This is a genomic window from Selenomonas sputigena ATCC 35185 (genome assembly GCF_000208405.1).
Taxonomy (GTDB): Bacteria; Bacillota; Negativicutes; order Selenomonadales; family Selenomonadaceae; genus Selenomonas; species Selenomonas sputigena.
In genome coordinates, this window is the sequence record NC_015437.1 from 269,913 (window position 1) to 290,764 (window position 20,852).

Here is a 20,852-nt window from a genome sequence, read left to right on the forward strand (position 1 = left end):
ATGGACATTCTGATGAACTACGCCTTCCAGATCATCGCCCTCGGCACGGCGCTTCTCGCTGCGGTCGCGGCGCCCGTCGGCGCTCTGAGCGTCTACAAGGGTCAGAGCCTCATCGGCGACGCTATCGGACATGCGACATTTCCGGGCGTCGTCCTCGCCTTCATGGCGTTTTCGACGCGGAGTCCCGCCGTGCTGCTCGTCGGCGCAATGGCGGCGGCCGCCGTCACCTTTTTCGCCATTCAGGCGGCGCACGAGAACACGCGCGTCGGACTCAACGCGAACCTCGCCGTATTCCTCTCGGGCTTCTTCGGCCTCGGCATGGTCTTGAAGAGCTTCATTCAGGGGAACGAAGCTTATCGCGGCGCGTCACAGGCGGGGCTTGAGACGTACATTTTCGGGCAGGCGGCGTACATGCTCGAAGCCGATGTGAAGCTCATCGCCTTCGTCGCTGCGCTCTGCGCGGCGCTGCTCTTCGCCTTCTACAAGGAGCTGAAGGTCTTCGTCTTCGATGCCGAGTATGCGCGTGCCGTGGGGCTTCCCGTGCGCCTGCTGCAAGTCCTGCTGCCCTTTTTGACGATCGCCGTCATCGGTATCGGCATCAAGGCGGTCGGCGCGATTCTCATCAGCTCGTTCCTCATCATCCCGTGCGTCGCGGCGAGCCAGTGGTCGGATGATTTTGCACACGTTCTTTTCCTGAGCGCCGTCTTCGGCGTCGTCGCAGCTCTCGCAGGCACCTATGTGAGCACGCTGGAGCAGGGAATGTCGACGGGGCCGAGCATCATCCTCGCGGCCTCTGCCATCGCCTTTTTGTCCATGTTCTTCGGCAAGCGGGGTGCGTTCAGAAAGCGCGGAAGGAGGGAAGAGGCATGACCGATTCTTTCGTCGTGCTCGCCCTGACGGCGGCGGCGTGCGCCCTGCCCGGCGTGTTCCTGCTCCTGCGCAATCTCTCGATGATGGCGGATGCGATCAGTCACACAGTGCTCCTCGGCATCGTCCTCGCGTTCTTCCTCGTGCGCGACCTCTCGTCGCCGTGGCTGCTCTTCGGCGCGGCGCTCATGGGCGTCGTGACCGTGCTGCTCGTCGAGCTTCTGGGAAAGACGAAGACGACGAAGAGCGACGACGCGATCGGCATCGTCTTTCCCGTGCTCTTCTCCCTCGCCGTCATCCTCATCAGCAAGTATGCGGGCAACGTGCATCTCGACACCGACATGGTGCTGATGGGCGAGGTCGTCTATGCGGGACTCGATACGGTGACGCTTTTCGGGCACGAGGTCGCGTCCTCCGCCGTCAAGATGGGCGCGATCTTCCTCGTCAATGCGGCGTTCATCACGCTCTTTTACAAGGAACTCAAGCTCTCGACCTTCGATGAGGAGAACGCGCGTCTCATCGGCATGGCGACGGGCGCGATCTTCTACGCGCTCATGACGCTGATCTCCCTGACGACGGTCGCGGCATTCGACGCCGTCGGCTCGATCCTCGTCATCTCGTTCTTCATCGCGCCCGCGGCGGCGGCTCTTCTCTTCACGAAGCGCCTGCATCACGCACTCTTTCTCGCCGTGTCCTTCGGCGTCCTAGGCAGTGCCATCGGCTACGGCCTTGCACTTCACTTCAACGCTTCGATGGCGGGTATGTGCGCTCTCGTCAACATGCTCGGCTACGTCGTCGCCGTCTTCGTCTATCCGAAGGGCGTCATCACGCGGCGCTTGAAGCGCATGCGGCGCAAGGCGCGGCTCAAGGAGGAGCTTTTGATCATCCACCTCGGCACGCATACCGCTGAGAACCTTTACAGCGAGGAAAACGCTGTGCGCGACATCGCCGAGCACCTGCGCTGGAGTGAAAGGGAGATGCGGCGTGTCAGCGAGAGACTGAAGGAAGCCGGCATCGTGCGCCGCTCGGGCGGTTACTACCTGCTGACGGATAAGGGGGTGGAGCGCTATCGTGCGCTTTGCGAAGAATATGTGATCTGAGGGGGAGTTGCAAATTCATTTCATTTGTACTATAATGTAAAGGTATGGAACAAATGTGTTCCGCAGAGTGAATTGTTCTCGATGGGAGGATGAAGAATGAAGAAGAAGCTTTTGGCAGCGGCGCTTGGCGCATTTGTAGGTCTTGGCATGTATGCGGCACCGACGGACGCGCACGGCGTGTTCTATGCGAACCGTCTCGATCAGAAGGCGCTCGTGCTCGGTGAAGGTCCGTTGGACAACGCTTACGATCCCGCATGCGTGCAGCGCATCGACGCCTATGATGTGAACTTCGAGCCGACGACGGTCGAGCGCGTCGACGCGGGCAACCATGTGACGATCGTGCCGGGCGACGACCTCGGCGTGACGGCGACGTTCTTCGACTATGGCTACTTCGCCAAGACGACGGACGGACAGGTCATTCCGACGCGCGATTACGCGAGCGTTGAAAATCTCAAGGCAGTGACGTACGCGCGCAAGTACAATGTGCATTACTGGAACGCGGCTGTGAAGCCGGGCGGGCTCTACAATGTGCCGATCCAGATCGTTCCCGCAGTCAATCCTCTGACGCTTCGCCGTGGCGACGCGCTGCGCCTGCGCATCTACAAGGACGGTCAGCCGTATGCGAATGCGCCCGTCATCGCTGACGTGCTCGGCGATCTCACGACGGAAGCGAACGCGGATGCGAACGGCTACATTACCGTGCATGTGGCGAACAACGGCCTCAACGTCATCGGCGTCGAAGTCGGCTTCCCGACGGACGATCCGATCGTGACGGAGAAGATCTTCAGCTCGCTTTCGTTCATCATTCCGGCCGAGTAAGAGCGGCTTCGCTTCGTAGAAATATGAAAGTGTGCGCTTAGGCGCAGCAAAAACACCGCAGGCATCATGCTTGCGGTGTTTTTGCTGTTGCGGCGTTTTCAGATGTCGACGCTGCATTCCTTACGGATAGCATGCACCTGCTGCATATAAGGTCGAATAAAAAGTGAATCTTTCTTCAAAAATGAACAAATTTCATTTTCAGATTGAATTTTAACGATGTATGTGCTATACTCACAAACATGATAGGAATAACCGCTATCAGCGGTATTCAGATAGAAAATCATTGAAGGAGATGTTCTCGTGGAAAATACGTGGGAATTGTTTCAAAAGGGCGGGCCTGTCATGTACGTCCTTCTCGCTTGCTCGATCGCCGTCGCGGTCATCGCCATCGAGCGTTTTCGCTTCTACCGTCAGGCGGGCAGGGGGGCGAGCGATTTCGTCGCGAAGCTGCCGACTTTCCTGAAGGAGCACGATTTGAAGCAGGCTGCGGAGCTTTGCCAGACGGAGAACACGGCGCCCGCGTACATCGCCGAAATCGGCGTGCGTGCGGCGGCGGCGGGCGATGACTTGACGCTCGCGCTCGACACGGCGTACGCCGATATGGCGATGCGTCTGAGGGAAAGGCTCAACTACTTGTCGATGATCGTGACGATGGCGCCGCTCTTGGGGCTTCTCGGTACGATTTCGGGAATGATCGAGTCGTTCAGCATCTTCAGCGTGCGCGCAGGCGAGCCGCTTGCCATCACGGGCGGCATCGGCGAGGCGCTGATCGCGACGGCGACGGGGCTTTGCGTGGCAATTTTTTCGCTCATCGTGCATACGTACTTCGTGCAGAAGCTCGATGAGATGCTCGCCACGCTCGACAAGGCGGCCGCCGCTGTGCGGAACGCGCTGAAGAATACGGGGGAGGATGGCCATGCGGCGTGATTTTCGTATTACGAAAGAACCGCTCGTCATGATCATCCCGATGATCGACATCATGCTCTTTTTGCTCGTGTTCTTCATGATCAGCACGATCTACATGGTGCAGACGAACACGGTGCAGGTCGCTCTGCCGCAGGCGGCTGCGGGCAAGATGGAGACGCGCCCGAACATCGTGCCGATCACGGTGACGGAGAAGGGCGATGTGCTCTACGACAAGGACGAGCTGCCGAATGAAAACCTTGCGGACAAGATGAAGGCTTCCTTGGCAAGCGATCCCGATACGGTATTCGTGCTGCGCGGCGACAAGAAGACCGACTACGAAGCCGTCGTGCGCGTCTTGGATCTCCTCAAGCGCTCGGGCGCGAAGCACGTCTCCATCGCGACGGAGACGGCGGGGAGGCAGTGAGATGCGGTTCAAGAGCTACTGGCGCACGACGGTCGTCGCGGCAATCTTCCTGCACTTCTTCGTCTGGCTGGGACTGGCTCTCGCACTGCCCCTGCTCGACTTCGAGGGCGATCCCTTGGCGGTGCAGGAGATGGAGGTCGTAGACCTTCCCGAGGAAGGCTCTTCGGGCGAGATGGAAGAGAAGAAGCCTGATCCGCCGAAGCCGGAACCGCCCGAACCGCCGAAGCCTGAGACGCCGCCTGTGGAGACGCCGCCCGAGGATGTCATTCCGACGGAGACGTCGCCGACGGAAGCCGCCGAGTTGGACGAGGCGGTGGCGGAGCTGCAGAAGCAGGAGGAAGAGGCGAAGAAGAGCGGCGAGGACGGCAAGGCTCTGCCGCCCGCGCCGCCCTCGCAAGCGGTCGGCGTGCTCATTACGGCGGGCAATACGCCCGATACGCGCGGCACGGACTTTCGCGGCACGGTGGGCATCCTCGTGAGCATCGACGCGCAGGGGCATATCACGGGCTATCGCTTCACGCAGACCTCGGGACGCCGCGTCGTCGATCAGATCGTCCTGAACGCCGTCCGCAACTTCAAATTCGAGCCGGCGCTCGATACGAACGGACAGCCGATGAAGACGATGCGCCTCCTGCGCTTCCCGTTCGACGGCTCGGGCAGTCATGCCTACGAGGACGATGAGAACAAGCGCATCCGCGTGAACAAGGAGATGTTCCTCCGCGAGCTTCATGCGAGGGGACAAGCGCCGCCGACGTAAAGGGCGACGCAGGGAAATCATATCGGAACTTCCAAAAGGAAGGTGAGAGTTTTGAAAAAGATCTTATTCCTTTGCATGGTGCTCGTGCTCTTTGCCGTGCCGCGCGCAGATGCGGCGCCGAAGTGGCAGGAGGTCGCCGACCGCATCGCACAGACGGTCGACCAGGCGGTTTCTGTCTATGAGACGGGCGACTATGAGGGCGCACGCGACCTTGTCAATTCGTCCTACTATGGCATTTATGAAAAAGAGGGTTTGGAGAGCGTCATGCGCAGTTCCGTCTCCGCCAAGGAGACGAGCCTGACCGAGTACCAGTTCTACAAGGTCAAGAAGAGCATGAAAAACGGCGAGAGCGTAGACACGGTCAAGCAGGAAGCCGAAAAGCTCAAGTCGATGGTCAATGAGAATGTCAAGGCGCTCGAAAACGCGCACGGCAGTTCGGGTTGGGCGGCGTTTTTGCCCGCTTATCTGATCCTTCTTCGCGAAGGATTGGAGGCAATCCTCGTGCTCGTCGCGATCATCGCCTATCTGAAACGCGCGGAGGATGAGAAGCATCTCGGCACCGTCTACAACTTCTCGATTGCGGCGGTCGTCGCGAGTTTCATCTCGGCGTATCTGTTCAACACGCTGCTGAACAACACGACGGGCGGCATGAGCCGTGAGGTGCTCGAAGGAGCGACCGCACTCTTCGCCGTCGTCGTCCTGCTCTTGACGAGCGCATGGCTCGGCGGCAAGGCGAACAAGGACAACTGGAAGCAGTACATCGACGGACTCGTCAAAGAATCCATCACGCATGGCACGGCCAGGGCATTGGGCATGGCGGCGTTTCTCGCCGTCTACCGCGAGGGCGCGGAGGTCATCCTCTTCTATCAGGCGCTCTTCAACAACGCGGCCGCCGACGTCACGATGATCTGGGCGGGCTTCGGCGCGGGCTGCGTGACGCTGGCCTTGATCTTCTACGGCATGCAGCATGGCATCTTGAAGATTCCTCTGCGTCCGTTCTTCCTGTTTACGAGCATCCTGATGTTCCTGTTGGCCGTCACTTTCGTCGGCGGCGGCATCGAGGAACTGCAGGAAGGCGGCGTCGTCGGCATCACGCGTTTCGAAGGCTGGCCGACGGTCGATCTTCTGGGCATCTTCCCGACGGCGGAGACGCTCGGCGCACAGCTTCTCGTGCTGCTTCTCGGCGTGGGCATGGTCATCTACGCGAAGAAGCGCAAGCCTAAGACGGCGTGACCATCGCTTCAAGAATCATTGGCAAAGGCGGAGCGAAGTGCTCCGTTTGCAGGTGCGGCAGATTGCTGCATCTATACAGGACGTATTATGTAAGGGGCGTCCGCGAGGAATTTCATTACATCATTTTTCGGAGGAGTGTGTTTTATGAAAATGTTCAAGCTCAAGAAACTCAAGTCGGCTCTGGCGGTCTGCGCGGTAGCAGCATCGCTCTTCACGTTCGGCGGCTCTGCGTCGGCGGCGGGCTTCACGGAGTACCCGATCGGCGATGAGATCGAGAACGAGGCGAACCACTTCAAGGTAGCGCTCGTCTACTTCCAGCCGATCGAGATGCTGCCCGCAGGCATGATGCTTTCGCCGGACAAGGCGGATATGCACATTGAGACGGACATCCATGCGACGGAAGGCAACGACACGGGCTTCGGTGTCGGCGAATGGATTCCGTATCTGACGATTCACTACAAGTTCACGAAGCGTGAGACGGGCGAGAGCGTTGAGGGCGTATTCATGCCGATGAACGCGGACGACGGCCCGCACTACGGCGCGAACGTCAAGATGCTCGGCGCGGGCACCTACGACATGCACTTCTCCATCGAAAGCCCGTATCGCCAGAACTACGGTCTGCACGTCGATGAAGAGACGGGTGTCAAGGGTCGCTTCTGGGATGAGCCTGTGACGATGGATTGGGTCTTCAACTACGTCCCGCGTCGTTGGTAGTCTGTTGCTGCTCACGAGTCCGTGAAGCAAGTCTCTCCTAAAGGGCATAAGCCCACCACCATCCAATGGGTGGCGGTGGGCTTTCCTTTCATATTCCTATTGATAAAGTGAGGTGCAGAATATGCTGCAGATGTTCCTGCAACAGTTTGTGCCGGCGATGGAGCAGGTGCTGACGCTTGCTGTGCCGCTCGGCATCCTTTTCGCCATCCTGCGGCGGCTGCCGCTCGAAAAGTATCGCCGCAATTATAACACTGCGATTCATTGGGGCTTCTGGCTTTCCGTCGCCATCGTGGCAGCTCGCGTCGGCACGCGAAACGCCGTGAGCCGCGAGGTCGCCGAAGCTGGCGCGATCGCCTTCGCCATGATCGCCGAGGTCGTGCTCGTCGCCATGCTCGCGCGCGGCGCGGGACAGAAGGAGGAGCTTTCGCGCCCGCTGCAGGTTTCCGCCTGCGTCATCGGCGTCTTGCTCTTCTTCTACCACGGCATGGAGCTTTGGCTCATCCCCGTCGGCACGATCATCTCGGCGGCGGGCGACTACATGACGCAGACGGTCGCCGTGAAGCTCGCGGGCTTTGCCGCGGGGCTGTTCTTCGGCGTCGTCAGCTCCTTCGTCGCCTACAAGGCGGCGGCGGCGCTCAACCCGAGGCGGCTCTTTTTCGTCTTCGTCATTCAGGCGGGCGCCATGTTCATCCAGCAGGGGATCTTCCTCGTGCAGGTGCTGATGGCGCGGCACATCCTCGACAGCGCAGCGCTGCTTTCCATCATGGCGCCGATCATCGACCACTCGTCGTGGCTCATCTTCATCATCTTCTTCGCGCTGCTCTTCGTGCCGCTGACGCTCTTTTCGCAGAAGAAGCCGGCGCGTCCTGCCGGCACGAATCCCGCCGAGTACCGCCGCATGATCATGCAGGCGATGCACAAGAGGCGCTGGGGTACGGCGACGGTGCTGTTTCTCGCGGGCATGGTCTTCTTGTCGAGCTTCGGCGCGAGCTATGCGAACCGCAAGGAAGAACTCGTGCCCGCTGTCCCTGTGACGGCGGTTGACGGCTTCGTCGACGTGGATCTCTCCGTGGTCAACGACGGACATCTGCATCGTTTCGTCTATCAGACGGCGAGCGGCCAGATGGTGCGCTACATCGTGATTTTGAAGGGCGGAAATTCCTACGGCGTCGGGCTTGACGCCTGCGAGATCTGCGGTCCGACGGGCTACTACGAAAAAGACGGGCAGGTCATCTGCCGCCTGTGCGACGTCATGATGAACAAGGCGACGATCGGCACGAAGGGCGGCTGCAACCCGATTCCCATCGAGTACAGCGTGGCGGACGGCAAGCTGCGCGTGCCGCAGGACGCCTTGGACAAGGCACGCGACGTGTTCCGCTGATGCGTGAAGGAGGGATACAATGTTTTGGCAGATGGTAAAGGGCGCGCTGATTCGCCAGAGGAAGCGCTTCTTCCTCATCGCGCTGACGGCGGCTCTCGGCGTATCGCTGGCCGCCGCCATGCTCAACGTCATGTTCGACATCGGCGAGAAGGTCAATCAGGAGCTAAAAGCCTACGGCGCGAACATCACGGTCACGCCGAAGACGGCTTCCGTGCTGCAGGACGTCTACGGCCTTGAGGGCGGACGCAAAGAATATTTGAACGAGGCGGATGCGGCGAAGATCAAGACAATCTTCTGGACGAACAACATCGTCGCCTTCGCGCCCGAACTTTCGGGCGAAATCGCTCTCGCGGACGGCAGGAATGTGCCGCTCATGGGCACGTGGTTCGACCATGAGCTTGAACTGCCGACAGGCGAGAAGATGCAGACGGGCGAGAAGGAAATGAAGTCGTGGTGGAAGATCGACGGTGCGTGGCCGACGGAAAGCCCCGACGAGGCGCTGGCGGGCGCGAAGCTCGCGGACGCTCTGGGGCTGAAGCCTGGTGATACGGTTTCCTATCGCACGAAGGACGGCGCGGAAAGGACGCTGAAGATCACGGGTGTCGTCACGGGCGGCGGCACAGAGGACGACGCATTGACCGTGAACCTCGCGCTCGCGCAGGAGCTCCTGGACGCACCCGGAAAGATCGATAAGATTGAGGTCTCCGCCGTCACGACGCCCGAAAACGACCTTGCACGAAAGGCGGCGGAGAACCCCGAGCGCCTTTCGCAGAAGGAGCGCGAGATCTGGTACTGCACGGCCTACGTCAGCTCCATCGCCTTCCAGATCGAGGAGGCGATTCCCGGCTCTTCGGCGCAGCCCGTGCGGCAGATCGCCGAGTCCGAGGGCAAGATTCTCGAAAAGACGCAGATGCTCATGCTGCTCATCACAGGGCTTTCGCTTCTGTCGGCGGCGCTCGGCGTGTCGAACCTCGTCAGCGCGAACATCATGGAGCGAAGCCGTGAGTTCGGCCTCATGAAAGCGCTCGGCGCGACAGACCTCTCCGTCGTCCTCATGGTGCTCGCCGAGATCTTCATCGCGGGCGCCTTGGGCGGCTTCTTCGGCTACTTCGGCGGCCTGGCGCTTGCACAGGCGATCGGGCAGACGGTCTTCGGATCGAGCATTGCGAACAACCTCGTCGTCATCCCCATCGTGGGCGGACTCATGGCGCTGATGCTCCTCATCGGCAGCCTGCCCGCCATCCGCATGCTTCTCTCCTTGCAGCCCGCAAGCGTCCTTCATGGCAGGTGATTTGATATGGCAGGAAGAATAAAGATACTGGAAATGTTTCTGCGCATGATCGTGCGGGCGCTCTTCCGCCAGAAGTCGCGCATGTTCGTTGCGCTCCTGGCGGTCGCGGTCGGCGCGGCGATCATCTCGGGCATGATCACGGTCTATCGCGAGGTGCCTGCGCAGCTCGGGCGCGAGTTCCGCGCCTACGGCGCGAACGTGCTGCTCTTGCCGGCGGGCGAGGCGAAGACCTTCGACTCCGCCGCCTTGCAGAAGGCGCGTGAGGCACTGGCGGGACGCGACGTCGTCGGTCTTGCGCCATTTCTCTACGAGCGCCTTGAGGTCAACAAGCAGCCCGTCCTGACAGGCGGCACGGACTTCGAGGAAATCAAGAAGGTCAGCCCCTATTGGATGGTCAAGGGCGAGTACCCGAAGGCGGGCGAGCGCGAGATCCTTCTGGGCGCTGAGATGGCCTCGAAGATCGCGCGTGATACGGACAAGCTCATCGGCCAGACCGTATCGGTCAGCGCGGGCGAGGGCAAGGCCATGCTCTCTTTCACCGTCTCGGGCATCGTCTCGACGGGCGGCAAGGAGGAGCAGTTCGCTTTCCTGAACCTCGACGAGCTGCAAAAGATCGTCGAGAAGCCCGGCGCCGTCGGACTCGCGCAGCTCAGCGTCGTCGCCGACGGCGACAGCTTGAAGTCCGTCGAGGACGCCATTCGCACCGCGAATATCGGCATCGAGCCGCAGGAGGTGCAGCAGATCGCGCATTCGGAGTTCAACGTCTTGAAGAAGCTCGAAGTTCTGATCCTTCTCGTGACGATCATCGTCCTCATTTTGACGCTCATCTGCGTGACGACGACGATGACGGCGGTCGTTACGGAGCGCCGCCGCGAGATCGGTCTCAAGAAGGCGCTCGGCGCTTCGAATGCGAACATCGTCATGGAGTTTCTCGGCGAGGGCTGCGTGCTCGGCCTTGTCGGCGGTCTTTTAGGCAGCGGCTTCGGCTACCTCTTCGCACAGAGCGTCAGCATCAACGTCTTTTCGCGCGGCATCGCCTTTGCTCCGGGCATCGCCGTGCTCGCCGTCGTCTTGTCCGTCATCGTGACGGGCGTCGCGAGCCTCATTCCCGTGCGCATCGCGACGAGCGTTGACCCCGCCATCGTCTTGCGGGGAGAGTAGGAGGGTTTTATGAGTCTATTGGAATTGAAAGACGTGACGATGGCCTACGGCGGCAAGGTCAAGGCGCTCGACAACGTCAACCTCAAGGTGGAAAAGGGCGATTGGCTCGCCGTCATGGGGCCTTCCGGCTCGGGCAAGACGACGCTCATGAATATCATCGGCTGCATGGATCACGCGACGAGCGGCACGGTGCTTCTGGACGGCATTGACATCACGAAAGTTTCCGACCACGAGCTGACGCTCCTGCGCCGCGACAAGATCGGCATCGTCTTCCAGCAGTTTCACATGATCCCGTACTTGACGGCGATCGAAAACATCATGGCGGCGCAGTACTATCACAGCATCCCCGACAAGAAGGAAGCGCTCGAAGCGCTCGATCGCGTGGGGCTTGCCGACCGCGCCGACCATCTGCCGAGCCAGCTTTCGGGCGGCGAGCAGCAGCGCGTCTGCATTGCGCGCGCTCTCATCAACTATCCCGTGCTCATCCTTGCGGACGAGCCGACGGGCAACCTCGACGAGGTCAATCAGAACCTCGTCATGAAGATCTTCCGCGAACTGCACGCGGAAGGTCATACGATTCTCACGGTCACGCACTCCGCCGAGGTCGGCGCGGCAGCGGAGCGCTGCGTCATCATCGAGCACGGGCGCATGGTGGAAAAGAGCGCCGAGGAGCAGGCGGCGGCAAAGCTAAAGGAAGGGGCGAAACAATGAATTTGGGCAGGAAGTCTCTGACGCTGGTTTTGGGCGTCGCCTTCGCGGCGTCGCTCTTCGCGGGCTGCGGCGACGATGCGGCGAAGAACGAACCGAAAGACGGCGGGGCGCAGGGCGTCGCCGTCAAGAAGATCGCCGACATCGACCTCTCCCAGGCGAAGGACGGCACGTACAATGCCGAGAGCAGCGAGAACTCCGAGTACGGCCACGGCAAGATCGCCATCACGATCAAGGATCACAAGATCGAGAGCGCGACGTACTTCGGTATCGACAAGGACGGCACGATGAAGGGTGAGGACTACGGCAAGAAGAACGGCCAGGTCAGCGACGCGCAGAACTACAAGAAGGCGCAGAACGCCGTCAAGGCGAATGCGGCCTACGGCGCACAGCTCGTCGAGCGCCAGCAGCCGGGCAAGGTCGATGCCATCTCGGGTGCGACGATTTCTTACGAGCAGTTCATCGAGGCCTCGACGAAGGCGCTCGATGAAGCGAAGAAGTAGCTATGATTCGCTTGCAGAATTTGGCAGCTCAAGGCGCAGGGCATCTTGCCCTGTGCCTTTTGCTCGTTTTTTTCACCGCTTCTCTTTTGGCGGGATGCCTGCCCGAGCAGATGAACCGTATGTCTTCCGGCGACGCTTCCCGCGCGCCAGAGGAGGCGAGCGAGGAGTTCTTCGCGATGGACACGAAGATGACGGTCAAGGTCTACGGCGAAGGCGCACCCGAGGCGGCGCGGGAGGCGAAGGAGCGGCTTCAAGCGCTCGATGCGCTTTGGAGCGTGACGCGCGAAGGAAGCGATGTCGAGCGCTTGAACAGCGGCGCGGGCGAGGCAATCGCGCTCTCTCCCAAGACGATGCGGCTTTTGCGGATGTCTGAGGAGGTGCGCGAGGAGACGAAAGGAGCGCTCGACGTGACGCTCGCGCCGCTTTTGCAGCTTTGGGGCTTCACGGGCGGCGTGCATCGCGTGCCGACGGCAGAGGAAATCGAAGCGGCGCGTGCCTTGACGGGCGCGGGCAAGCTCAAGCTCGACGAGGCGGCGGGTATGGCTCGGCTCGAAAAGGGCAGCAGCGTCGAGCTCGGCGCGGTGGCGAAGGGCTATGCGGGCGAGCTTGTCGCGGCGGAGCTCAAGTCGCGCGGCGTGCGCTCGGCGCTCCTCGACCTCGGCGGCAACATCGAGACGATCGGTGCGCGCGAGGACGGCACGCCGTGGCGCGTGGGGCTTCGGAATCCCTTTGGCGGCGCTTTGCTCGGCACAGTGGCGGTCGCCGATGCCGCCGTCGTGACCTCGGCGATTGACCAGCGCTTCTTCACGGATGAGGCGGGAAACCGCTATTGGCACATCCTCGATCCGGCGACGGGAAAACCTGCGGCGAGCGGCCTTGCATCCGCCACTGTCGTCGCGTCATCGGGCGGCAGAGCGGACGCGCTTTCGACGGCGCTCTTCGTCATGGGCGCGGATCGCGCCGCCGCTTTCTGGCGCGGGCGGCAGGATTTTGAGATGGTTCTCGTCGGCATGGACGGTCATGTGCAGATTACGCCGGGGCTTCTTGACCGCTTCTCGGCGGGCGAGGGACTGACGGGAGAAGTGGAGGTCATTCGATGAACGGGGGAAAGAAGGCGCGTCTCTACGCTCTTTTCGCCGCGCTCCTGCTCGGCGCGGCGGGCGCGTGGCTCGCCGCAGCCGCTTCGCGTGGCGATGAAGCGGCACAATCGGGTGCGGTCGAGGTCGTGCAGGACGGCGCGGTGATCTATCACTTCACGCAGGAGGAGCTGCAGGAGGAGCGCCATATCCGCGTTCCCTATGGCGAGCACGAGAACGTCATCGCGACAGGCGGCGGCACGATCCGCATCGAGAGCGCCGACTGTCCCGATCAGATCTGCGTGAATACAGGCGAATTGAAGGGGGACGGCGCACCGATCATCTGCCTGCCGCATCGCCTGGAGATTCGCTGGGCGAAAGCGGGCAGCGCGGGCGAGGCGGCGGTCGAGGCCGATGCGCCGGACGCGGTGGCGAGGTGAGGGGCGCACGGCGAGAGCGCGGCGTTCGGCAGGGCGCATCCGCGCGGACGCGTATATGCGCAGAGGGAGCGGAGGAAGCGGGGCTGGCGCAGCAGGGGGCGGCGCGGCTGACGCTTCTTTCCATCTGCCTCGCACTCTCTTTGATGCTCTTCTTCATCGAGCTTCGCCTGCCGCTTGTCGCGGCGGTGCCGGGCTTCAAGCTCGGTCTCGCGAACATCGTGACCGTCGCCGCGCTCCGTCTCTTTCGCGCGAGGGAAGCGCTCTTGCTGCTTGTCCTGCGCATTGTGCTCGGATCGGTCTTCGCGGGCAGCCTGCCCGCGCTGTCGTTCAGCCTTGCGGGCGGGCTTTTGGCGCTCTCGGTCGGCGTCCTCTTGCTGCGGGCAGTCCCGCGCGTGTCGCTCGCGCTGCTCGGCGTCGTGGGCGCGCTCTCGCACAACGTGGGTCAGCTTCTTGCCGCCGCTTTCTGGCTCGGCACGCTCGACGTCTTTTACTATGCGCCCGTACTTTTTGCTCTCGCACTCGTCACGGGCGCAGCTACGGGCTTTTTGGCGCAGGAAGTCTTGCGGCGCATGGGGAAGCACGGATATGTTCAGCCCCTCGACTTCATCGTGTTTCGTCCTTTCTTGGATTTCAAAAACAAGAAAAATTCTCAAAAGCTGTAACAAATGTTCCCGAAAAAATCATTCTCTAGTGATAAACTGGGAAACAGAAAGAGAGGAGATGACAGCCATGAAAGGTCAGGCAGGCAAGGTATTCAGCCCTGCGGAGGAAATGGCGCCCGTCCCGGGCTGCACGGTGTCGGAAGCCATCAGCGCGGCGGGCGGCAACAACGTCGTCTGGTTCTCGCTTGCAGAAGCGACGGACATCAGCGCGGAGAGCTACGAGCGCCGCCGCCTCTGGTACGTCGCTTCGGGCGCGATGGAAGCGGTCGAGGAAAGCGGGAATACGCCGCTCGCCGCAGGAGATTTCTTCGTCGTACCCGTCGGTACGCCCGTGGGCGTAAAGACGGAGCGCGGTGCCGTTTATCTTGAGATCAGTTTGCAGGAGGGAAAGACCATGAACAAGGCAATCGAGGACAAGAAGGTATTTCAACTGGCGGAGCTTCTGCCGTGCCAGGAGGGCAAGATCGTCAACATGGATCTCGTGCAGAGCCCGAACCTCAAGTTCGTGCTCATGAGCTTCGGCGCGGGCACGGGGCTTGACGAGCACGCGGCGCCGGGCGAGGCTCTCGTCTTCGCGCTCGAAGGCGAGGCCGTCATCGGCTACGAGGGCAAGGAATACACGGTTCACGCGGGCGAGAACTTCAAGTTCGCGAAGAACGGCAGACATTATGTGCGTGCCGTGAAGAATTTCAAGATGGCGCTGATGCTGGAGCTTGCTTAAACCGATACGAATACAGGCATGTTTGTGCCTGTACGGCTTCGGCAAGTGGAAAAAGCGTGCGGGCAGGACGAAGCCCGTGCGCTTTTTTTTATGAAAGCGGCGACAAATGCGAATTGCTTTCAGCAAAAGGCTTGACATCCGCCGCTTTCGTGATAAGCTAAGAGTATAGTGTTTCATTAGATTTACAAGGAGTGGATACGATGAGGAACAGCAAGATCAAATGCATCCATGCACGCGAAATCGTTGACTCGCGCAGCAATCCGACGGTGGAAGTCGACGTCGTTCTGGAGGACGGCAGCTTCGGTCGTGCGGCATCGCCGTCGGGCGCATCGACGGGCCAGTTTGAAGCGCTTGAGCTGCGTGACGGCGACAAGGCTCGCTACCTCGGCAAGGGCGTCCTGAAGGCGGTCGAGAACGTCAATACGACGCTCGCCAAGGCGGTCGTCGGCGTCGACGCTGCGGATACGGCTCTCGTCGACCGCACGATGCTCGAAGCGGACGGCACGGAAGACAAGTCGAAGCTCGGCGCGAACGCCATCCTCGCCGTTTCCATGGCAGCGGCGAAGGCAGCCGCTGCGAGCGAGGAGACGTCGCTCTATCGCTTCTTGGGCGGCAGCCAGGGCGGTCTTTTGCCCGTGCCGATGATGAACATCCTGAACGGCGGCGCCCATGCGGCGAACAGCATCGACGTGCAGGAATTCATGATCATGCCGGTCGGCGCTCCCGATTTCCGTACGTGCATCCAGTGGTCGTCGGAAGTCTTCCATGCGCTGCAGAGCCTCTTGAAGGCGGACGGCCATGCGACGGGCGTCGGCGACGAGGGCGGCTTCGCACCGAACCTCAAGTCGGACGACGAGGCGATCGACTACATCATGCGCGCGATTGAGAAGGCAGGCCACAAGCCCGGCAAGGATTTCGTGCTCGCGATGGACGCGGCCGCCAGCGAGTGGAAGGGAGCGAAGAAGGGCGAGTACAAGCAGCCCAAGTCCGGTCAGGTCTTCACGACGGCAGAGCTCGTCGAGCATTGGAAGAAGCTCGTCGACAAGTACCCGATCGTCTCTCTCGAAGATCCGCTCGATGAAGAGGATTGGGAGGGCTGGCAGCTCATCACGAAGGAACTCGGCGACCGCCTGCAGATCGTCGGCGATGACCTCTTCGTGACGAACACGAAGCGCCTCAAGAAGGGCATCGACATGAAGGCCGCGAACGCCATTCTCATCAAGGTCAACCAGATCGGCACGCTGAGCGAGACACTCGCCGCTGTCGCCATGGCGCACAACGCGGGCTTCAAGGCCGTCGTATCGCATCGCTCGGGCGAGACGGAAGACACGACGATCGCCGACCTCGTCGTCGCGCTGAACGCCGGACAGATCAAGACGGGTGCACCGAACCGCAGCGAGCGCGTCGCGAAGTACAATCAGCTCCTGCGTATCGAGGAAGAGCTGGGCAAGAACGCCGTCTTCGCAGGTAAGAACGCCTTCAACGTGCCTCTGCCGTGAATTTGAACGGAAAGTTTCAGTGATTCCAAGAGTTACAGCCTCCCCGACGGGGAGGCTGTTTTCGTCCCAAGGCACATCGTCAACACTAAGAATCACTATTGACAAGCCGATAAAGCGCGGGTAAAATAGAGCGGTAGCATGATATATAAGGGCAATGCCCTTTGGTAAGGAAAGAAGGAGAAATCATGGCAACGTATATTTTGGGAGCGCTGCTCCTTGTCGGACTTTTCTTCGCTGTGCGCGGCATGGTGCGTCATTTCGGCGGCGGCGGTGCGTGCTGCGGCGGGGGCGGCAGCATCGAGGGCGGCTCGAAGAAGAAGCTCTATCACGACGTCATCGGCGAGAAGGTGCTGCACATCGAGGGCATGCACTGTGACAACTGCAAGAACGCCGTCGAACGTATGCTCAACGGCATCGACGGCGCTGCCGCTGAGGTCGACCTCGGAAAAAACATCGCCGTCCTCAAGATGGAGCGCATGATTTCCGACGAGGAGCTTCATGCAGTTCTCGACAAGACGGAGTACAAGCTCGCCCGCGCAGAACTGCGCGAGGTATAAAGGTATACAAAAAATCCCTGCCGTCTGGCAGGGATTTTTTGTATACCTTTATCAACTCAGATTTCATGCTTCCCCATGCGCGGATAGTCCTTCATCGCGCGAAGATCGTCGTCGAGGAATACGGCGGGGTCGATGCCTGTATGACGAATGAAGTTCAAGAGTTCCACGTCGTCCATGACGTACTGTATGGCATCGCGGCGGCAGTGGGCGAGGTTGACGCCGAAGGGCTTCTTGAGGAGTCCGCCGTTCTTGTCGGCAAAGACGATGACGACGGGGGCAAGCGTATGCCCGAAGATGACTTTCTTGACGATGGCGTAGCCGAGATTCGTCTTCATGACCGTGCCGACGGGATAGATGGCGACGTTGTCGAAGAAGAGGCGCAGGCGATCCATATCGAAGTGCCCGGGCGAGTTGTGCATCATCATCTGATAGACGACGTTCGGTTTGTATGCCTTTTTGTAGGGGCGCACGCTCGTCAGCGCGTCGTAGACGTCGGCGATGGCGGTGATGCGGCAGTACGGGTGGATGGACTTGCCGCGTATATGATTGGGATAGCCTGAGCCATCGATGTGCTCGTGATGCTGGACTGCAATGATGGCGAGGATCGAGGCGATCGGCGATTTCAATTCCTTGAGGAGTCTGCGGCCTTCGCTCGGGTGGCGGCGGATGATCTTGAATTCGTCCGCCGTCAAGGCGCCGGGCTTGTTGAGGATGGACGTGGGCACGGCGAGCTTGCCGATGTCGTGCAGGAGGCCGCCGAGCGTAATGACCTGCAGTTTGCTCTTGGAGTAGCCGCAGAGGTTGCCGAGCATCGTCGCGAGGACGGCGACATTGACCGAATGGGAAAACGTGTAGGAGTCGTGCAGACGAATGTCCGTGATTTGCACGAGATTCTTCTTTTTCGACATGATGTCGCGCACGAGGAGATCGGCGCACCGCTCCATGAGGCTCATGTTGAACTGGCCATGCATTTCCGCCTGGCGGAAGGTCTCCGCGACGTTTTCGACGGCCTGCACGCGCGTGTGCTCCTTGATGATGTCGGGGGGCGGCTGCAGCTGAAAGTTAGAAGAAAGCGAGGTGACGTGAAGTTCGGGCACGCTGAGCTGACGAAGCCTATAGATGTAGCGATCGGTCAGCGGCGTGCCACGCACGAGAAAGGCAGCGCCCTTCTCGTTGAAGATGCTTTGCGCCGTCACCATGCCGGTTTTGAGCTGATTCGATTTCAAGCGTATCATGGAGAAAACACCCCGGTTTCAGTGGCGGAACACCTTGAGATGCGCCGTGGTTCATTCGGCATTTTCTTGGGACGCGTCTTCTTTCTCTGCGTTTTCCTGGAGGAAGATGGCCGGATCGACGTTGATATTGTGGATGAAATGGTACAGCTCGCTGTCGGAAATCACGCCTTCAAGCATTCCCTTCGGTGCTTCTTTCAGATCGAGGTCGTGGGGGGCGTCGAGAAGTTTGCCCTCGCGGTTGGCAAAGATGCAGACGACGGGCGTCAGCGTGTGGCCGAATTCGACTTTCTTCACGATGGCGTATCCCTCCTGCGTCTTGAGGATCGTGCCGACGGGGTAGATCGCGACGTTGTCGAAGAAGAGCTTCAGGAGATCAAGATCGAAATGGCCGGGCGAACATGTCGCCATGAGACGGTGCGCGACGGACGGCGTGTACGCCCTCTTGTACGGGCGCACGCTCGTCAGGGCGTCGTAGACGTCGGCGATGGCGACGATGCGCCCGTAGCGATGGATCTGCTCGCCTTTCAGATGGTTGGGATAGCCCGAGCCGTCGATGTGCTCATGATGCTGCAGGGCGATGGTCGAGAGCAGCGTGTCGTTGGGAAACATCTTCTTCAGACGCTGCCTGCCGGCTTCCGGATGTCCCTGCATCACGCTCCACTCGTCGTCACTCAGATGGCCGGCCTTCGTGAGGATCTCGTAGGGTACGGTGACTTTGCCGATGTCATGCAGGAGGCCGCCGAGCGTGAGCTTCAGCTGCTCTTCCCTGGAAATCTTCAGAAGCACGCCGAGGAGAGACGAGAGGATAGCCACGTTGACCGAATGGGCGAAGGTGTAAGTGTCGTGCAGGCGGATGTCCGTGAGCTGCACGAGGTTCTGCTGCTGTGCAATGATGTCCTGCAGGATGTTTTCCGAAATGCCCTGCAGCGGCGCCGGGTCGAAGGTGCCGTTCTCCTCGACGCTGTGAAAAGCTGTCGCCACGTTTTGTATGGCGGATATGCGCGTCTTTTCCTGCACGATATCATCGGGCGGCGCGAGCTTGAGCTTGGGATCCATGGAGGTGACGGTCACGCCGTCGAATCCCGCCTTTTCCAGACGCTCGATGTATGTCGGACTGAGTTCCATGCCCTTCGTCAGGTAGCTGGCGCCGAGAGGATTGTATATGCTCTGCGCCGTAATCATGCCGTTCTTTAGTTTTTTTATAGGTATGTGAATCATTTTACCCGCCTATCATTTTACTGGATGCAGTTTTCGAGCACCGTTTTGTATCCGACGAATAATTTTAGGTTGTTTATCCTAAATATATAAAGAAGAAATATCCACTCATCTTCATGATACTATATTTTGCTCCAAAAGGGAAGAATCTCGTCCATGAATACTGGATAAAGTGCAATAGGTTTTGCCTTGAGATTGGTGTTCGTGTGTTATAATGAAGGGACGAAACGTGTGGGGAGGGATGATTGTGATCGTACGCCAACGCTGGGGGACTGTCGTGCTTCTTGCCGTTTTGCTGCATCTGTTCGCATTTGGCATCGCGGGGCTTCTTCTGCCGCATGAGGAGTCGTTTTTGGACACGGCGCAGGAAATCACATGGCTCGATGTGCCGGAGGCGGATGAAACCGCCGCGAAAGTTTCACCTCCTAGAGAGGAGAAGTTACGGACGGAGGAGAAGCCGCCGGCGGAAAATGAGACGTTGGCGGTGGAAGAGGAGAGCGCTCCCGAGCCTTGGAAGCCGCCTTCGCAAGAAGCGGCGAAGTCGCCGAGCGAGGCAGAGAAAAGATCGATCGAGAGGCAAAAAGCGAAGCCGCCGAAAAAGCGAGACTATCCTGCGATGCGCAAGCCGAACAAGCCTGCCGTGCTGCGTGAGGAGACGAAGCGCGGCCTGACCGAGAAGGAGACTGCGTACCGCGGGCATGTGCAGTTCTTCGCGGACATCTCGCAAGAAGGCCGCGTGACGGGTGTCCAAGCGTGGCAGTTCGAGCCGGAAATTGCCGACGAAAAGGAGCGCCGCCTTCTCGAAGAGCGTCTGGAAAAGAGGATCAAGGAAAGCTGGCGCTATGCGCCGAGCCTTACGCCCGAGGGCGTGCCGACGACGCAGACGAAAGCCGAGGAGCTTGACATTCCTGAAAAAGAAAAGCCCAAGGACGACCGCTAGGGACGCCCTCGGGCTTTTCTCGTTCGGCCGTACGAAAATCGCGGACGAATCAGTGGCAGGTGAAGGTCTCAATCGCGCCGAAGCGGATGTAGCGGCTCGCTTCGGCGGGGTCGCTCTCAAGAATTGCCGTGCGCACGCTCGTCAGATCGTCCTCGGCGATTTCGATGCGCGAGGCATCTTGCTCCGCCTTGACTTTCTGCCAAAGAGCCTTGCGTGAGGCCTGCGTGTCGCGGTAGATCTCATGGTTGTAGAAAATGTTCATAGAGCCGTGGGATTTTTCGGCGTCGCAGTTGAAGAAGATGTAGGCGACGTTCGAGGCCCTGCGCGTGCGCGAGGGGGCGCTGCTTTTCTTTGGGACGGCGGTCTTTCTTGCGCCGCTCGATTTTGCTGCTGTTGGCATGGAAAAGACTCCTTTCGCTTTTGTGCGGCACAATGGCGATAAGCTGTGCCGTATCTGAAGAATGATGAAATGTATGAAGGCGTGCGGTCTGCCGCACGAGCCTCATTATAGCACAATTCCCGCACGGGTGCAAAAAAGTTGAGGGAAAATACCAGAAATTGAGAATACTGGAAAAGGAAAGAACGCGAAAGAAAACAGGCAGTGAGCCTAGGCTCTCTGCCTGTTCTTTTCTGTTGGCCTTGC

General features: G+C 60.1%; 23 protein-coding genes. 20 read left to right on the plus strand and 3 right to left on the minus strand.

Going from position 1 to position 20,852, the window contains the following annotated elements:
• The 19 genes from SELSP_RS01190 (at position 1) to SELSP_RS01280 (ending at position 16,819) form a co-directional block, all read left to right on the plus strand.
• A complete protein-coding gene (locus SELSP_RS01190; RefSeq protein ID WP_006193844.1) occupies positions 1 to 870 on the plus strand; it encodes a metal ABC transporter permease in 870 nt (289 codons plus the stop codon).
• Positions 867 to 1,967: a metal ABC transporter permease gene (locus SELSP_RS01195; RefSeq protein ID WP_006193843.1), complete on the plus strand. Its 1,101-nt coding sequence runs from the start codon at positions 867 to 869 to the stop codon at positions 1,965 to 1,967. The genes SELSP_RS01190 and SELSP_RS01195 overlap by 4 nt, the downstream gene beginning before the upstream one ends.
• A gap of 96 nt (positions 1,968 to 2,063) precedes the next feature.
• Positions 2,064 to 2,786, plus strand: coding sequence for a DUF4198 domain-containing protein (locus SELSP_RS01200; RefSeq protein WP_006193842.1), 723 nt, complete (start codon positions 2,064 to 2,066; stop codon positions 2,784 to 2,786).
• Between the two features lie 300 nt (positions 2,787 to 3,086).
• The gene (locus tag SELSP_RS01205) at positions 3,087 to 3,713 is read left to right on the plus strand and encodes a MotA/TolQ/ExbB proton channel family protein (RefSeq protein ID WP_006193840.1); all 627 of its coding nucleotides are present in this window, start codon (positions 3,087 to 3,089) and stop codon (positions 3,711 to 3,713) included.
• The gene (locus SELSP_RS01210) at positions 3,703 to 4,116 is read left to right on the plus strand and encodes an ExbD/TolR family protein (RefSeq protein ID WP_013740532.1); all 414 of its coding nucleotides are present in this window, start codon (positions 3,703 to 3,705) and stop codon (positions 4,114 to 4,116) included. Before SELSP_RS01205 ends, SELSP_RS01210 begins: the two co-directional genes overlap by 11 nt.
• 1 nt (position 4,117) lies before the next feature.
• Positions 4,118 to 4,873 (plus strand): energy transducer TonB, encoded by a 756-nt coding sequence (locus tag SELSP_RS01215; RefSeq protein WP_006193838.1) that lies wholly within the window; start codon positions 4,118 to 4,120, stop codon positions 4,871 to 4,873.
• Between the two features lie 51 nt (positions 4,874 to 4,924).
• Entirely contained in the window at positions 4,925 to 6,106 is a 1,182-nt protein-coding gene (locus SELSP_RS01220; protein ID WP_013740533.1) for an FTR1 family iron permease, read from the plus strand.
• Positions 6,107 to 6,250: 144 nt separating this feature from the next.
• Positions 6,251 to 6,820, plus strand: coding sequence for an iron transporter (locus SELSP_RS01225; RefSeq protein WP_006193836.1), 570 nt, complete (start codon positions 6,251 to 6,253; stop codon positions 6,818 to 6,820).
• A gap of 121 nt (positions 6,821 to 6,941) precedes the next feature.
• Positions 6,942 to 8,201, plus strand: coding sequence for a DUF2318 domain-containing protein (locus tag SELSP_RS01230; protein ID WP_006193835.1), 1,260 nt, complete (start codon positions 6,942 to 6,944; stop codon positions 8,199 to 8,201).
• A gap of 19 nt (positions 8,202 to 8,220) precedes the next feature.
• A complete protein-coding gene (locus tag SELSP_RS01235; RefSeq protein WP_006193834.1) occupies positions 8,221 to 9,492 on the plus strand; it encodes an ABC transporter permease in 1,272 nt (423 codons plus the stop codon).
• Positions 9,493 to 9,498: 6 nt separating this feature from the next.
• Positions 9,499 to 10,653, plus strand: coding sequence for an ABC transporter permease (locus tag SELSP_RS01240; RefSeq protein ID WP_006193833.1), 1,155 nt, complete (start codon positions 9,499 to 9,501; stop codon positions 10,651 to 10,653).
• A gap of 9 nt (positions 10,654 to 10,662) precedes the next feature.
• On the plus strand, positions 10,663 to 11,364 hold the full coding sequence (locus SELSP_RS01245; protein WP_006193832.1) for an ABC transporter ATP-binding protein: 702 nt from the start codon (positions 10,663 to 10,665) through the stop codon (positions 11,362 to 11,364).
• Positions 11,361 to 11,864 carry an FMN-binding protein gene (locus tag SELSP_RS01250; protein ID WP_006193831.1) on the plus strand — a complete coding sequence of 168 codons (504 nt, stop codon included), beginning with the start codon at positions 11,361 to 11,363 and terminating at the stop codon, positions 11,862 to 11,864. The genes SELSP_RS01245 and SELSP_RS01250 overlap by 4 nt, the downstream gene beginning before the upstream one ends.
• 20 nt (positions 11,865 to 11,884) lie before the next feature.
• Positions 11,885 to 12,964: an FAD:protein FMN transferase gene (locus SELSP_RS01255; protein ID WP_233275183.1), complete on the plus strand. Its 1,080-nt coding sequence runs from the start codon at positions 11,885 to 11,887 to the stop codon at positions 12,962 to 12,964.
• A complete protein-coding gene (locus SELSP_RS01260) occupies positions 12,961 to 13,380 on the plus strand; it encodes a NusG domain II-containing protein (RefSeq protein ID WP_006193829.1) in 420 nt (139 codons plus the stop codon). Before SELSP_RS01255 ends, SELSP_RS01260 begins: the two co-directional genes overlap by 4 nt.
• Complete coding sequence (locus SELSP_RS01265) at positions 13,377 to 14,042, plus strand: Gx transporter family protein (RefSeq protein WP_006193828.1); 666 nt, start codon at positions 13,377 to 13,379, stop codon at positions 14,040 to 14,042. The genes SELSP_RS01260 and SELSP_RS01265 overlap by 4 nt, the downstream gene beginning before the upstream one ends.
• Positions 14,043 to 14,109: 67 nt before the next feature.
• Entirely contained in the window at positions 14,110 to 14,763 is a 654-nt protein-coding gene (locus SELSP_RS01270; protein ID WP_013740534.1) for a cupin domain-containing protein, read from the plus strand.
• A 200-nt stretch (positions 14,764 to 14,963) separates the two neighbouring features.
• Positions 14,964 to 16,262: a phosphopyruvate hydratase gene (gene eno, locus SELSP_RS01275; RefSeq protein ID WP_006193826.1), complete on the plus strand. Its 1,299-nt coding sequence runs from the start codon at positions 14,964 to 14,966 to the stop codon at positions 16,260 to 16,262.
• A 185-nt stretch (positions 16,263 to 16,447) separates the two neighbouring features.
• The gene (locus tag SELSP_RS01280) at positions 16,448 to 16,819 is read left to right on the plus strand and encodes a heavy-metal-associated domain-containing protein (protein ID WP_006193825.1); all 372 of its coding nucleotides are present in this window, start codon (positions 16,448 to 16,450) and stop codon (positions 16,817 to 16,819) included.
• 56 nt (positions 16,820 to 16,875) lie between these two features.
• On the opposite strand, the gene SELSP_RS01285 is transcribed toward SELSP_RS01280, so the two are convergent.
• Both SELSP_RS01285 and SELSP_RS01290 read right to left on the minus strand, forming a co-directional pair.
• Positions 16,876 to 18,054, minus strand: a complete 1,179-nt coding sequence (locus SELSP_RS01285) for an HD-GYP domain-containing protein (protein WP_006193824.1) — start codon at positions 18,052 to 18,054, stop codon at positions 16,876 to 16,878.
• Between the two features lie 51 nt (positions 18,055 to 18,105).
• Positions 18,106 to 19,272, minus strand: coding sequence for an HD-GYP domain-containing protein (locus SELSP_RS01290; protein WP_006193823.1), 1,167 nt, complete (start codon positions 19,270 to 19,272; stop codon positions 18,106 to 18,108).
• A 238-nt stretch (positions 19,273 to 19,510) separates the two neighbouring features.
• Here SELSP_RS01290 and SELSP_RS01295 point away from each other — a divergent pair, with 238 nt between their 5' ends.
• Positions 19,511 to 20,209, plus strand: coding sequence for a hypothetical protein (locus SELSP_RS01295; protein ID WP_233275184.1), 699 nt, complete (start codon positions 19,511 to 19,513; stop codon positions 20,207 to 20,209).
• Between the two features lie 49 nt (positions 20,210 to 20,258).
• On the opposite strand, the gene SELSP_RS01300 is transcribed toward SELSP_RS01295, so the two are convergent.
• On the minus strand, positions 20,259 to 20,609 hold the full coding sequence (locus SELSP_RS01300) for a hypothetical protein (RefSeq protein WP_006193821.1): 351 nt from the start codon (positions 20,607 to 20,609) through the stop codon (positions 20,259 to 20,261).
• Between the last annotated feature and the right edge of the window lie 243 nt (positions 20,610 to 20,852).